The following is a 13,614-nucleotide window of genomic DNA, read 5'->3' on the forward strand; positions in this document are numbered from 1 at the left end:
AGGATCCGCATGCCTGGCATCACGCGCGAGGAGGTCGCCCACCTCGCACGGCTGGCGCGTCTGGAGCTGAAGGGCGAAGAACTCGATCACTTCGCCGGTCAGCTCGACGACATCATCGGCGCGGTCGCCCGCGTCTCCGAGGTCGCCGACCAAGACGTACCGCCGACCTCCCACCCGCTGCCGCTGACCAATGTCATGCGCGCGGACGAGGTCCGTCCGTCGCTCACCCCCGAGCAGGCGCTCTCCGGCGCCCCGGCCCAGGAGCAGCAGCGTTTCAAGGTGCCGCAGATCCTGGGGGAGGACTAAGAAGTCATGACGGACAACACCATCATCAAGCTCACCGCGGCCGAGATCGCCGGGAAGATCGCCTCCGGCGAGCTCACCGCGGTCGAGGTCACCGAGGCCCACCTCGCCCGCATCGAGGCCGTCGACGAGAAGGTCCACGCCTTCCTGCACGTCGACCGGGAGGGCGCCCTCGCCCAGGCCCGCGCCGTCGACGAGAAGCGCGCCCGCGGCGAGAAGCTCGGCCCGCTCGCCGGCGTGCCGCTCGCGCTCAAGGACATCTTCACCACCGCCGGCATGCCGACGACCGTGGGTTCGAAGATCCTGGAGGGCTGGATCCCGCCGTACGACGCGACCCTGGTCAAGAACCTCAAGGCCGCTGACGTCGTCATCCTCGGCAAGACCAACATGGACGAGTTCGCGATGGGCTCCTCCACGGAGAACAGCGCCTACGGCCCGACCGGCAACCCCTGGGACCTCACCCGGATCCCCGGCGGCTCCGGCGGCGGTTCCTCGGCCGCCCTCGCCGCGTACGAGGCCCCGCTCGCCATCGGCACGGACACCGGCGGTTCCATCCGCCAGCCCGCGGCCGTCACCGGCACCGTCGGCGTCAAGCCGACCTACGGCGGCGTCTCCCGCTACGGCATGGTGGCCTTCTCGTCCTCCCTCGACCAGGGCGGCCCCTGTGCCCGCACGGTCCTGGACGCGGCCCTCCTGCACGAGGCGATCGCCGGGCACGACCCGCTCGACTCGACCTCCATCGACGCCCCGGTCCCGCAGGTCGTCGAGGCCGCGCGGAACGGTTCGGTCGCCGGCATGCGGATCGGCGTCGTCAAGCAGTTCCGCGGCGAGGGCTACCAGGCCGGCGTGGTGCAGCGCTTCGACGAGTCCGTCGAGCTGCTCGTCTCGCTGGGCGCCGAGATCGTCGAGGTGGACTGCCCGACCTTCGACCTGGCCCTCTCGGCGTACTACCTGATCGCGCCGTCGGAGTGCTCCTCCAACCTGGCCCGCTTCGACGCCATGCGCTACGGCCTGCGGGTCGGCGACGACGGCACGCGCTCCGCCGAGGACGTCACCGCCCTCACCCGCGAGGCGGGCTTCGGCGACGAGGTCAAGCGCCGGGTCATCCTCGGCACGTACGCGCTCAGCTCCGGCTACTACGACGCGTACTACGGCTCGGCCCAGAAGGTCCGCACCCTCATCACCCGCGAGTTCGAGAAGGCCTTCGAGGAGGTGGACGTCATCGTCTCCCCGACGACCCCCACCACCGCCTTCCCGATCGGCGAGCGCGCCGACGACCCGATGGCGATGTACCTCGCGGACCTGTGCACCATCCCGACCAACCTGGCCGGCAACGCCGCCATGTCGCTGCCCTGCGGCCTGGCGCCCGAGGACGGTCTCCCGGTCGGTCTGCAGATCATCGCCCCCGCCATGAAGGACGACCGGCTCTACAAGGTCGGCGCTGCCGTCGAGGCCGCCTTCGTGGAAAAGTGGGGACACCCGCTGCTTGAGGAGGCTCCGTCGCTTTGAGTACCAGTGCACTGCAGAAGGCCAAGGGCTTCAAGAAGTCCAAGACCGGCACCTACCTGTCCATCGGCACCACGGCGTTCGGCGCGCTCGGCGTGATCAAGCAGGCCCGGAAGGCCCGCAGCGAACACGACGCGCTCAAGCTGATCGACGCCGTCGTCTCCGCCGCCGCCATCGCCACCGGCGTCGCTCTCCTCGTGCGCGAGCTCAAGCGCATCGGTGACGACGACGTCCTGTTCGGCTGAGGCCGAAGGCCCAGAGGGAATTCTCACCGTGACTGTCACTGAACTGCTGTCGTACGAGGCTGCGCTCGCCGAGTACGACCCCGTCATGGGCCTTGAGGTCCATGTCGAGCTCGGCACCAAGACGAAGATGTTCTGCGGTTGTTCGACCGAGCTGGGTGCGGAGCCCAACTCGCAGACCTGCCCGACCTGCCTCGGCCTGCCCGGTTCGCTGCCGGTGGTCAACGCGATCGGCGTCGAGTCCGCCGTGAAGATCGGCCTCGCGCTCAACTGCGAGATCGCCGAGTGGTGCCGCTTCGCCCGGAAGAACTACTTCTATCCGGACATGCCGAAGAACTTCCAGACCTCCCAGTACGACGAGCCGATCGCCTTCAACGGCTATCTGGACGTCCAGCTGGAGGACGGCGAGGTCTTCCGCGTGGAGATCGAGCGCGCCCACATGGAGGAGGACACCGGCAAGTCCACCCACATCGGTGGCGCGACCGGCCGCATCCACGGCGCCTCGCACTCGCTGCTCGACTACAACCGGGCCGGCATCCCGCTCATCGAGATCGTCACCAAGCCCATCGAGGGCGCGGGCGAGCGGGCCCCCGAGGTCGCCAAGGCGTACGTGGCCGAGCTGCGCGAGCTGATCCGTGCCCTGGGCGTCTCCGAGGCGCGCATGGACAAGGGCCAGATGCGCTGTGACGTGAACCTGTCCCTGATGCCGAAGGGTTCCAGCACCTTCGGCACCCGCTCGGAGACGAAGAACGTCAACTCGCTCCGCTCCGTGGAGCGTGCGGCGCGCTTCGAGATCCAGCGCCACGCGGCCGTCCTGGAGTCCGGCGGCACCATCGTCCAGGAGACCCGCCACTTCCACGAGGACGACGGCACCACCACCTCCGGCCGCATCAAGGACAACGCCGAGGACTACCGCTACTTCCCGGAGCCGGACCTGGTGCCGGTGGCCCCCGCCCGTGCGTGGGTCGAGGAGCTGCGCGCCGCCCTGCCCGAGCTGCCGCGCGTGCGCCGCAACCGGCTGCGCGAGGAGTGGGGCGTCTCCGAGGTGGAGATGCAGGCCATCCTGAACGCGGGCGCGGTCGACCCGATCGTCGCCACCGTCGAGGCGGGCGCGGACGCGGCTTCGGCCCGCAAGTGGTGGATGGGCGAGCTCGCCCGCAACGCCAACGAGCAGGGCGTCTCCCTGGAGGAGCTCCCGATCACCCCGTCCGACGTGGCCCGGGTGTCGGCGCTGGTCTCGGCCGGCGACCTCAACGACAAGCTGGCCCGCCAGGTCATCGAGGGCGTCCTCGCCGGCGAGGGCACCCCGGACGAGGTCGTCGAGAAGCGCGGGCTGAAGGTCGTCTCCGACGACGGTGCCCTCGGCACGGCCGTCGACGAGGCCATCGCGGGCAACGCGGCCATCGCCGACAAGATCCGCGGCGGCAAGGTCGCGGCGGTCGGCGCCCTGGTCGGCGCGGTCATGAAGGCCACCCGCGGGCAGGCGGACGCGGCGAAGGTCAAGGACCTCATCCTGGAGAAGCTGGGCGTCTCCGAGGGCTGAGCCTGCCGACGGACGCGCACGAGGGCGGCCCCGCACCGGACTTCCGGTGCGGGGCCGCCCTTCGCGTGCCCGGTCAGCGGCGCAGGGTGGGTGCGGCGATCACGCCGTTGCCGTGCTGGGAGCAGGAGGAGGACTCGACCTTCAGGCGCAGCCGCAGCGCACCGGTGACGTTCAGGGTGCGCGAGACCGGCTTGCCCAGGTGCACGTTCTCGTTGAACAGGGCCGGCTGGTCGTCCACGGAGATGACGACCCGGGCCGCCTCGACCTTCGAACCGTCGTCGACGCCGGCGGTGAACTCGAAGGTCTCCCAGGCGCGGTTGAGGTCGTACTCGACGTAGGCGCCGTAGTAGCAGCTCCCGTGCAGGGCGGCGCCGTACTCCTTGGTGTCGATCTTGGTCGAGGTGATTTTGAAATTGTGCTCGGAGATCGGGGTCAGCGCCGTCAGATCGGCCACGCGGGCGTCGGAGGCGTAGGAGGGACCGACGGAACCGCTCGGGTCGGCGGACTCCGTCCCCGTCGGATCGGCGTCCGTGGGGTCCGCGTCGACCGGCTCCGGCTCCAGGGCGGTGGGGTCGGGCGAGGGCGACTCGGCGGTCGGCTCCGTGTCCACCGCGGGTCCGGTGGCGGCCGGTGCGGTGGCGGCCGGTGCGGAGGCGGTCGCGCCGCCGCCCTTCGCGGAGTCGGCGTCCTGCCCGGCCCGGTCGCCGAGCAGCTTCACCCCGACCGCGGCGGCCAGTGCGATGACCGCGACCGCGGCGACGGCGCCCAGGACGGGGCCGGTGCGGCGCTTGCGGCGCGGAGCGGGGGGCGGGGCCGTGACCGGGGCGCCGGACGACGGACCGCCGGGACCGGAGATCCCCTGGTGAGCGGCGTGCGTGGCCCCGGCCGGCTGCTCGGGCCGCTCCGGACGGGCCGCCGCCGGTCCCGGGGCGGCCAGTGGACCCGGGGCCGCTGCCGGCCCGGTGGTGACCGGGTACGTCGGCGGACCGAAGCCCTGCGGAGCACCCGGAGCACCCGGAGCACCGGCGGCTCCCGGCGCGCCCGTGCCGTCCGGCGCGAGGGGCGGGGGCGCGAGGGGCGGGGTGCCCGGCGGTGGGACCGGTGGGACGGCGTCCCGGACCGGGGGCGCGGTCGGCGGTGCCGGAGCGGCGAGCGGCGGAACGGGGGGTGGTACGGCGTCCTGGAGGGTGGCCGGCCGGTTCGTCGTGGTGGTGGACACGACGCCGTGCCGTACGTCCTTCACCCAGCCGGACAGGCTCACCGGCCGCTCGTCCGGATCGGCCGCCGCGATGCTCAGCACCCGGGCCCGCTGCTCCGGCGGCAGCGCCGCGACGGGCGGCAGCGCGGCGAGCGCGGCGCTCAGCTGCTCCGGCACCGGCGGCGGGGACTCGCCGCTCAGCAGGAAGTGGGCGATGGCCCCGAAGGCGTAGCGGTCGGACCCGGGGGTGCGCTTGCCCTCGAAGACCTCGGGCGCCGCGTATCCGGGGGTGAACCACACCTCGGCCGTCTGGTGGTCGGCGGTCAGCTTGCTCAGCCCGAAGTCCACCAGGGTGGCCTGGCCGTGCTGGTCGACCATGACGTTGCCGGGGGAGAGGTCGCCGTGCACCACCACCCGGCCGGAGGGCGTGGCCCTGCCCGAGTGCAGCCAGTCGAGGACGTCGGCGAGCTGCTCCAGGGTCCGCATCACCTCGCGCCGTTCGGCGGGCGTGGCCAGGGTGCGCTCGGCCCGCCAGTCGCGCAGGTCGAGCCCGTCGACGTGGTTCATGACGAGCACCAGGGCGCGCCCGCTGAGCGCGCCGGACTCGCCCGGGCGGTGGATCGGCGGGCCCTGGAAGTGCTCCCGGACGCCGACCACGCCGGGGCGGTGGACGAAGCGCAGCAGCTCGGCCTGCTCGTTCCACTTCCGGCTGATCCGTTCGAACAGCTCGGGCGTGATCGTCGTCTTGGAGTCCAGCACCTTGACGACGACGGGCTCCGTCCCGCCGGCCAGCTCGATCTCCGCCAGGTAGAGCACGGCCTCGCCGCCCCGACCGATGGACCGCAGCAGGCGGTACCGGTCGGGTGCCGAGTCCGGCCCGATGTGATGTGCGGTGCCGCTCAAACTTCCCCCAGATCACGCGAATTGACAGGCACTCAGCCTGCCGCTCGCGGCTCGGGGCGGTCAATCGAACAGGGGAAGCCCGGGAAGCCCGTCCGCACCGCTCCGGGGACCGGAGGTCCCGGAGGGCGCGGGCGGTCTCCCGTCGGTGCGGCGGGTCAGTGACCGGCGGTCCCGACGAAGGCGTGCCAGGCGGCGGGGGAGACGGTGAAGACCGGGCCGCTGCCGCCGAGCTTGGAGTCCCGGACGTGCACGGCGGCGGGATGGGCGGCCACCTCGACGCAGTTGCCGCCCTCGTCGCCGCTGTGGCTGGACTTCCGCCACTCGTAGGCGACTTCGAGGCAGTTGCCGCCCTCGTCGCTGCTGTAGCTGGACTTGAACCACGAAAGTGCTGCTGCTGCGCTCATGTCACTCCTGCCAGACGCTCCAGCAGGCCCATGGTGTCCTCGGGCGTCAGGGCCTGTGACCGCAGCATTCCATACTTGGCCTGCAGGAGACCGACCTCGTCGGGGTCGTCGATGAGGAAGCTGACCCGCTGCCCCTCGATGTAGGCGACGTGCTCGTGGTCGGGCGTCTCCAGGAGCACCATCGGCCCCGCGAGCCCCGCGTGCCGGGTGCGTGCTGTGGGGACGACCTGGAGCGAGAGGAAGGGGCGCTCGGCCATCAGCCGCAGGTGCCGCAGCTGCTCGCGCAGCACCTCCCGGCCGCCGATCGGCTGCTCAAGCACGGCCTCGTTCAGTACGAAGGACATCATCGGCGGCCAGGGCTGCTGCTCGAAGACCCGCTGCCGGTCGATCCGGTCCAGCATCCGGTCCTCCGCCTCCTGTGCGGTGAGCGGCGGATACAGGCAGTCGAAGACCGCACGGGCGTAGTCCGGCGTCTGGAGCAGCCCCGGCACCACCGCGTTCTCGTAGGAGGACAGCGCGAGGGCCTGGGCCTCCAGCTCGATGAACTCCTGGGCGAAGGCCGGATAGCGCTCCTTCTTCGGCGCCTTCCCGACCGCCACGGCCAGCGCCCCGCCGGTCTCCAGCAGCTCGTCCAGCTCGGCCGCCAGGCGCAGCCGCAGCGCCCGCCGCCCCTGCTCGATCGAGCCCAGCGTCTCCAGGCCCACGCACACCCGCGCGGCCAACTGCGGCTGGGTCAGGCCCGCCTGCTTCCGGTAGAGCGCCACCAGGGCGCCGACCACTTCCCACGACGGGACCTTCTTCCGGGGGTTCGCACCGCGTTGCATGAGCGGTGCCTTCCCCGTGCCGCGCGTACCCGACGCCTTCCGGACCCGTACAAAGAATCTGTACGGGTCCGACCCCTGGGGCGGAAGTGACGCAAGGCGCCAGCGTGATCTCCATGACCGACCAACTGCCGCTGTTCCGGGAGGCGTTCTACCGCCGGGAACGCCGCTCCGTCCCGCTCGCCCGCGCCTTCGCCCGCGCCGCGCTGGCCGACTGGGGCCTGGACGCCCGCGCGGACGCCGTACTGCTGTGCGTGAGCGAGCTCGCCACCAACGCGCTCCGGCACGGCGTCCCACCCGGCCGGGGCTACCGGCTGTACCTCTTCCTGGAGCGCCCCGGCCCGCTGCGGATCGAGGTCCACGACAGCGGCGGCGGCACCCCCGCCCCGCGCCCGCCCGCCGCCCCCGACGCGGAGTCCGGCCGCGGCCTGCTCCTCGTCGCGGCCCTGGCCGACCGCTGGGGCGTCGGCGAACGCAGCCCGGGCAAGACCGTCTGGTGCGAGTTCGGCGATGCGGCGGACCCCGGCCGACCCGGCCCCGGCGCGGGGATGGGGCGCGAACCAGCACGTGGCGGGCCCAGAAGCAGGACCCGGGACGATCCCCCAGATCCGGATCGACGGCTTCGGGTCGTTCCGTCTCGTACCGCACGTGACGCATGGACGCCGAGCGGGCACTGAGGGGGATCCACTTCCTGTAGGAGCCGGCGCGCCGGCCCGGCTCGTAGGGCCCCGGCCGCAGCCCTTCGGCGGCTTCTCGGCAGCCCCTCGGCGTCCCTCCGGTGGCCCTCCGGTGGCCCTTCGACGGCCCTTCGGCGTCCCTTCGACGGCCCTTCGGGACGTTCACCACCCGGCCCCCACCAGGCCCTCTCCCCGTCACCCCGTCCCCCTAGCGTCCCCGCCGTACCGCCCCCACGGCTCGAAGGCGAGCCGTGGGTCGTCGATGAGGAGGTCGGGGCGTGACACCGGAGTTTTCGCGCAGAAGGCTGCTCGCGCTCGGCGGAGGCTCGCTCGGCGCCTCCGTCGGAGGGTCCCTGCTGCCGCCGTCCCTCCAGGCGGCGATGGCGGCCGAGCCGCCGGCCGGTGGGATGGCCGCGGTCCGGCACGTGGTGGTCCTGATGCAGGAGAATCGATCCTTCGACCACTACTTCGGCACCCTGCGCGGTGTCCGCGGCTTCGGCGACCGCAACGCCATCGCACTCCCCTCCGGCAAGACGGTCTTCGAACAGCCCGCCGCCCCCGGTCGGACCGTGCTGCCCTTCCCGGTCCGCGGCGCGGCCGAGGCACAGGCGAAGGACCTGCAGTACATCGGCGACCTCGACCACTCCTGGGGCGGCGGGGCCAAGGCCTGGCGCGGCGGCTGGATGGACGGCTGGGTCTCGGCCAAGACCGCCGCCACCATGGCGTACTACGACCGCCGTGACATCCCGCTCCACTACGAACTGGCCGACGCCTTCACCATCTGCGACGCCTACCACTCGTCGATCCACGCTTCGACGAGCCCCAACCGCAACCACCTCTGGTCGGGGTGGACCGGCTACGAGGTCGACGGCGAGCGGGCCGTCACCAACGCCGCCTACGCCGAGGGCACGCACCCCGGCTACGGCTGGTCCACCTACGCCGAGCGCCTCGAAGCCGCCGGGCGCAGCTGGAAGACGTACACCGAGTGGGAGAACTTCACCGACAACAACATCGAGTTCTTCACCTCCTTCAAACAGATCGCCCGCAAGGCGCTCGCGAAGACCGGCGGGCACGCCTTCATGGAGTCCTTCTACGCCGCCGTCCGCGACACCGCCGACCCGGCCGGGCGCACCCGTCTCCTCGGACTGCTGGAGGAGGGCGTCGCCGAACTCACCGACGCCGAGCGCTCCCTCTTCGAGCGGGGTCTGCGCCGTGTGGAGCCCGGCACCCTCGCCGCGGCCTTCCGTGCCGACGTCGCTGCCGGAACCCTTCCCGAGGTGTCCTACCTCGTCCCCTCGGCGGTCGACTCCGAGCACCCCGGAGCTTCCTCCCCGGTCGCCTCCGCGAGCCTCGTCTACCAGGTGCTCGACGCCCTCGGCGCGCACCCCGAGGTCTGGCGGCACACCGTCGTCCTGATCAACTACGACGAGAACGACGGCTTCTTCGACCACGTGCCGCCGCCCGTCCCGCCCGCCGACGACACGGACGAGCGGTGGAACGGCCAGCCCACCGGCCTCGGCGTCCGCGTCCCGATGCTCGTCGTCTCCCCCTGGTCGGTCGGCGGCTTCGTCTGCTCCGAGACCTTCGACCACACCTCCGTGATCCGCTTCCTGGAGCGGTTGACCGGAGTCGAGGAACCCCACATCACTCCCTGGCGCCGCACCGTCACCGGCGACCTGACCTCGGCCTTCGACTTCCACCGCACCCGCCGGCAGCCGCCGGTCGAGCAGCCCGGCCCGGTCCCGCCCTTCACCGGCCGCTGGCGGCCCCAGCCGCCGGCCGTGCAGGCGATGCCCGTCCAGGAGCCCGGCACCCGTCCGGCGCGCCCGCTGCCCTACCAGCCGGACGCCTCGGCCACGGTGGGCGACGGGGTCGTCACCGTGGCCCTGAAGAACACCGGCAGGTCGAGCGCGCACTTCGCCCTCTATCCGTACGCCGGCGAGTTCGACGTCCCGCAGCACCAGGACGTCAGGGGGACGGGGGAGTGGACGGTCCGGGTGCCGGGTGACCACTACCGCTTCACGATCACCGGCCCGAACGGCTTCCGGCGCGAGTTCGAGGGGGCGGCCGGGGCCGGTGCCGGACTCGCCACGCGCATCGACCACCACGACCGCGACCTGCACCTCACCGTGCGGAACGACTCCGGTGCCCCGCTCGCCTTCACGGTCCGACCGCTCGGCTACATGGACCGAGAGGACCTGGGGGAGCACTCCCGCGCGGCCCGCACCGTCACCGTGAAGCCCGGGCGGACCCGCACCGTCGTGCACTCGGCCGCCGACGCGCACGGTTGGTACGACGTCGAGGTCACCGCTCCCGGAGGATTCCGGCGCCGTCTGATGGGCCACATCGAGAACGGCCGCCCGAGCGTCTCGGGCTGAGGCACCCGGAACCCGCGATCCGGAACCCGCGATCCGGAACCCGCGATCCGGACCCGGGATTCGGAACCCGGGATTCGGAACCCGCGATCCGGACCCGGGATCCGGACCCGGGATCCGGAACCCGCGATCCGGACCCGGGATCCGGAACCCGCGATCCGGAACCCGCCCCGGTGGGCCCGCGACCTCGGTCCGGGGCCCGCCGAGCCTCCTGTGAGGATCGACACGAAACGGGCAAACGATCACGTTTGGCTGTAAGAGTGGAGCGCGAGTACAGATCCAGTCAGGAGTACCTCCTTGGCCGCAATCGCACGCTGGTGCATCCGGCACCGCCTCGTCGTCGTTCTCCTCTGGTTGCTCGCCCTCGGCGGCACCACCGCCGGAGCGGCCCTCGCAGGCAGCGCGTACTCCAACGACTACGAGGTCCCCGGGACCGAGTCCGGTCGGGCCACCGCGCTCCTCGAACGCGGCTTCCACGGCCTCGGCGGCGACAGCGACACCATCGTCTGGCACAGCGACCGCGGCAGCGTCCGCGCCGATGCCGTCGAACAGCGGATGACCGCGATGCTCGACGAGGTCGCGGCACTCCCCGGCATCGCCGCCGTGACCTCCCCCTACGACGAGGCCGACGGCCGGATCAGCGAAGACGGCCACACCGCCTACGCCACCGTCACCTTCGCGGCGCAGGCCGACGACATCCCCGAGGCGCAGGCGAGGGCCCTCGTCGACACGGCGAAGAGCGCCGCCGACGAGGACGCGGGCCTCCAGGTCGAGCTCGGCGGCAGCGCCGTCGCGCTCACCGAGGCCCCGGGCGGGCACATCGCCGAAGCCGTGGGCGTCGCCGTCGCGGCCGTCGTGCTCTTCCTCGCCTTCGGCTCCCTCGCCGCCTCGGTGCTCCCGATCGCTACCGCGCTCGTCAGCGTCGGCACCGCGTACTCGGGGATCGTCCTCCTCGGCCACCTGATGACCGTCGCCGACTTCGCCCCCATGCTCGGCATGCTCGTCGGCCTCGGCGTCGGCATCGACTACGCCCTGTTCATCGTCACCCGACACCGCAGGGGCCTCAAACGCGGACTCTCCGTGGCGGAGGCCGCCGAGGCCGCCGTCGCCACCACCGGCCGCGCCGTCGTCTTCGCCGGCGCCACCGTCTGCATCGCCCTCCTCGGCATGCTGATCCTGCGGCTCTCCTTCCTCAACGGCGTCGCCATCGCGGCCTCGCTCACCGTCGTCCTCACCGTCGCCGCCTCCGTCACCCTGCTGCCCTCGCTGCTCTCGCTCATCGGCATGCGGGCGCTGTCCCGACGCGAACGCCGGGCCCTCGCCGAGCGCGGCCCGCAGCCCGAGCTGCCCACCGGCTTCGCCGCCCGCTGGTCCGCCTTCGTCGAGCGGCACCCCAAGGTCCTCGGCGGCATCGCGGTCCTCGTCATGGGCGTCCTGGCGCTGCCGACCCTCTCGCTCCACCTCGGCACCTCCGACCAGGGCAACAATCCGGCCACCGCGACCACCCGCAAGGCCTACGACCTGCTCGCCGAGGACTTCGGGCCGGGCGTCAACGGCCCCCTCACCCTCGTCGCCGGCCTCGACGGCGCCGACGACCGGGTCGCGTTCGACCAGCTGCCGGCCGCCCTCACCGCCACCAAGGGCGTCGCCTCCGTCTCCCCGATCACGTACAACAGCGCCGGCGACACCGCCGTCCTCACCGTCGTCCCCGATTCCTCGCCGCAGTCGAAGGCGACCAGCGAGCTCGTCGACCGGCTCCGCGAGGACGTGCTGCCGACGACCGGGGCGGGCACCTCCCTGGAGGTGCACGTGGGCGGCGTCACCGCCTCCTACGACGACTTCGCCGAGATCATCGTCGGCAAGCTGCCGCTCTTCGTCGGCGTGGTCATCGCGCTCGGCTGCCTGCTGCTCCTGCTCGCCTTCCGCTCGATCGGCATTCCGCTCAAGGCCGCTGCGATGAACGTCGCCGCCGTCGCCGGCTCCTTCGGCATCGTCGTCGCGATCTTCCAGTGGGGGTGGGGGAGCGAACTCCTCGGTCTCGGCAGTGCCGGACCGATCGAACCCTTCCTCCCCGTGATCATGGTCTCCGTCCTCTTCGGCCTCTCCATGGACTACCAGGTCTTCCTGGTCAGCCGGATGTACGAGGAATGGCTGGAGACCGGCGACAACCGGCGCGCCGTGCGGATCGGCCTGGCCGAGACCAGCCGCGTGATCAACTCTGCCGCCGTGATCATGATCTCCGTCTTCCTGGCCTTCGTGCTCAGCGGCGACCGGGTCATCGCGATGTTCGGCATCGCCCTGGCCGCCGCCGTCGCCCTCGACGCCTTCGTGCTGCGGACCCTCCTGGTCCCCGCCCTCATGCACCTGCTCGGCGGTGCGAACTGGTGGCTGCCGAAGTGGCTCGACCGCCTGCTGCCCCGGATCAGCATCGAACCCCCCGAGTGCCGGGAGGCCGCGGACGCCCGTGCGAAGATCCCCGCACAGCGCGTGACGGCTTCGGCAGCAGAGGAGAACGACGATGTTCGCAACATCGCTGGGTGACGACGGCGCCGAGCTCCAGCCGCTCGAACCCTGGCAGGCCGAGGAGTTCCTCGCCCACATGGACCGGGGGCGGAAGTTCATCGGCGAGCACATCGCCCTGCCCGACTTCGTCACGGACCTGGACTCCGCCCGCTCCTTCCTCCGCTCGTACGCGGAGAAGGCCGCGAACGACACCGGGCGCCTCTACGGCATCCGGACCGACGGCACCCTGGTCGGCGGCGTCCTCTTCCGGACCATGGACACCACGCACGGCACCGCCGAGGCGGGCTGCTGGTTGGAGCCCTCCGCGGCAGGTCGGGGCCTGGTCACCCGGGCCTGCCGGGCCATCGTCGACTGGGCGGTCGAGGAGCGCGGCATCCACCGCGTCGAATGGCTGGTCTCCGCGCAGAACGCGCCGAGCATCGCCGTCGCCCGGCGCCTCGGGATGACGCGGGAGGGCGTCCTGCGCGAGAACTACCTGCACCGCGGGACCCGTACGGACACCGAGGTCTGGGCGGTCCTCGCTCCCGAGTGGCGGGCGGCGAGGGCCCTGCACCGCTCCTGAGCCCCCGCCCGCCCACCGCTCCCGAGTCCGTGCCGCTCCCGAGCCCCCAGCTCTCCCGGGTCCGCGCCCGCCCACCGTCGGGCGGTCGCCCCGGACGGCCGGACGCGCCTGCCGTTCGGCGCCTGCCGGCCCCCACGGCGTCGAGCCGGCCGACCGTCGCGCCCGGGCCCGGGCCGCAGGGGTGCCTAAGGCCGTTCGGGGCCCTTCTAAGGCCCTCCGCATCCCGAACATGAGGCACCCTCCCGATGTGACGGCACCCCCTGGGACCCGAAGGTGGAGGACATCGCAGAGTGCGATGCCGCATCCACCAGCCCCAGGGGGAGCACCCGATGTTCGAGTACGAGATCCAGCGCATGAACCACGCGGAACGGGTCAGGGAAGCCGCCGCCCGACGCCTGGCCCACCAGGCCGCCGTGGCCGCCGGAACCGGTCGGGGCCTGCGCCTCTTCGGCCCCCGGACCGCAGACGGTGACACCGGGGGCCAGGGGTGCGACGGCGAGCGCGGTGACTTCGTCCGGGCCGCGTGACCCCGGCGTGGAAGGCGGCGCGGGCGGCTG

Annotated in this window: 11 protein-coding genes and 1 pseudogene; 9 read left to right on the forward strand and 3 right to left on the reverse strand. The window is 72.4% G+C overall.

Features of this window, described 5'->3' with window-relative positions:
• The first annotated feature begins 9 nt into the window (after window positions 1-9).
• Genes gatC through gatB form a run of 4 tightly spaced genes read left to right on the forward strand, consistent with a single transcriptional unit; the run spans window position 10 to window position 3,594 of the window.
• Window positions 10-306 carry an Asp-tRNA(Asn)/Glu-tRNA(Gln) amidotransferase subunit GatC gene (gene gatC / locus ACFW22_RS02835; RefSeq protein WP_015036350.1) on the forward strand — a complete coding sequence of 99 codons (297 nt, stop codon included), beginning with the start codon at window positions 10-12 and terminating at the stop codon, window positions 304-306.
• Window positions 307-312: 6 nt separating this feature from the next.
• A complete protein-coding gene (gene gatA, locus ACFW22_RS02840) occupies window positions 313-1,812 on the forward strand; it encodes an Asp-tRNA(Asn)/Glu-tRNA(Gln) amidotransferase subunit GatA (protein WP_386397891.1) in 1,500 nt (499 codons plus the stop codon).
• Complete coding sequence (locus ACFW22_RS02845; protein WP_386397893.1) at window positions 1,809-2,054, forward strand: hypothetical protein; 246 nt, start codon at window positions 1,809-1,811, stop codon at window positions 2,052-2,054. Before gatA ends, ACFW22_RS02845 begins: the two co-directional genes overlap by 4 nt.
• A gap of 28 nt (window positions 2,055-2,082) precedes the next feature.
• Window positions 2,083-3,594: an Asp-tRNA(Asn)/Glu-tRNA(Gln) amidotransferase subunit GatB gene (gene gatB, locus ACFW22_RS02850; protein WP_386397896.1), complete on the forward strand. Its 1,512-nt coding sequence runs from the start codon at window positions 2,083-2,085 to the stop codon at window positions 3,592-3,594.
• Between the two features lie 73 nt (window positions 3,595-3,667).
• Here gatB and ACFW22_RS02855 read toward each other — a convergent pair whose 3' ends face one another.
• From ACFW22_RS02855 to ACFW22_RS02865, 3 genes are all read right to left on the reverse strand, one after another.
• Window positions 3,668-5,695, reverse strand: a complete 2,028-nt coding sequence (locus tag ACFW22_RS02855; protein WP_386397898.1) for a protein kinase — start codon at window positions 5,693-5,695, stop codon at window positions 3,668-3,670.
• Between the two features lie 155 nt (window positions 5,696-5,850).
• The gene (locus tag ACFW22_RS02860; protein WP_386397901.1) at window positions 5,851-6,099 is read right to left on the reverse strand and encodes a DUF397 domain-containing protein; all 249 of its coding nucleotides are present in this window, start codon (window positions 6,097-6,099) and stop codon (window positions 5,851-5,853) included.
• On the reverse strand, window positions 6,096-6,923 hold the full coding sequence (locus ACFW22_RS02865; protein WP_386397904.1) for a Scr1 family TA system antitoxin-like transcriptional regulator: 828 nt from the start codon (window positions 6,921-6,923) through the stop codon (window positions 6,096-6,098). Before ACFW22_RS02865 ends, ACFW22_RS02860 begins: the two co-directional genes overlap by 4 nt.
• A 113-nt stretch (window positions 6,924-7,036) precedes the next feature.
• Here ACFW22_RS02865 and ACFW22_RS02870 point away from each other — a divergent pair.
• The 5 genes and pseudogenes from ACFW22_RS02870 to ACFW22_RS02890 all read left to right on the forward strand — a co-directional run.
• Window positions 7,037-7,435, forward strand: a pseudogene (locus ACFW22_RS02870) (ATP-binding protein); the annotation flags it as partial.
• Between the two features lie 440 nt (window positions 7,436-7,875).
• Window positions 7,876-9,975, forward strand: a complete 2,100-nt coding sequence (locus tag ACFW22_RS02875) for a phosphocholine-specific phospholipase C (RefSeq protein WP_386397907.1) — start codon at window positions 7,876-7,878, stop codon at window positions 9,973-9,975.
• Between the two features lie 294 nt (window positions 9,976-10,269).
• Window positions 10,270-12,513 carry an MMPL family transporter gene (locus ACFW22_RS02880; protein WP_386397910.1) on the forward strand — a complete coding sequence of 748 codons (2,244 nt, stop codon included), beginning with the start codon at window positions 10,270-10,272 and terminating at the stop codon, window positions 12,511-12,513.
• On the forward strand, window positions 12,491-13,057 hold the full coding sequence (locus ACFW22_RS02885; RefSeq protein ID WP_386397913.1) for a GNAT family N-acetyltransferase: 567 nt from the start codon (window positions 12,491-12,493) through the stop codon (window positions 13,055-13,057). The genes ACFW22_RS02880 and ACFW22_RS02885 overlap by 23 nt, the downstream gene beginning before the upstream one ends.
• Before the next feature lie 329 nt (window positions 13,058-13,386).
• Window positions 13,387-13,584 (forward strand): hypothetical protein, encoded by a 198-nt coding sequence (locus ACFW22_RS02890; protein WP_386397916.1) that lies wholly within the window; start codon window positions 13,387-13,389, stop codon window positions 13,582-13,584.
• Window positions 13,585-13,614 lie beyond the last annotated feature (30 nt).

The organism is Streptomyces sp. NPDC058872 (assembly GCF_042743065.1).
Classification (GTDB): Bacteria; Actinomycetota; Actinomycetes; order Streptomycetales; family Streptomycetaceae; genus Streptomyces.

Excerpts from the sequence above, each read along its gene's own strand:
- gatC (WP_015036350.1), top strand. The coding sequence starts at position 10 with ATGCCTGGCATCACGCGCGAGGAGGTCGCCCACCTCGCACGGCTGGCG.
- gatA (WP_386397891.1), top strand. The coding sequence starts at position 313 with ATGACGGACAACACCATCATCAAGCTCACCGCGGCCGAGATCGCCGGG.
- ACFW22_RS02860 (WP_386397901.1), bottom strand. The coding sequence starts at position 6,099 with ATGAGCGCAGCAGCAGCACTTTCGTGGTTCAAGTCCAGCTACAGCAGC.
- ACFW22_RS02865 (WP_386397904.1), bottom strand. The coding sequence starts at position 6,923 with ATGCAACGCGGTGCGAACCCCCGGAAGAAGGTCCCGTCGTGGGAAGTG.
- ACFW22_RS02885 (WP_386397913.1), top strand. The coding sequence starts at position 12,491 with ATGTTCGCAACATCGCTGGGTGACGACGGCGCCGAGCTCCAGCCGCTC.
- ACFW22_RS02890 (WP_386397916.1), top strand. The coding sequence starts at position 13,387 with ATGTTCGAGTACGAGATCCAGCGCATGAACCACGCGGAACGGGTCAGG.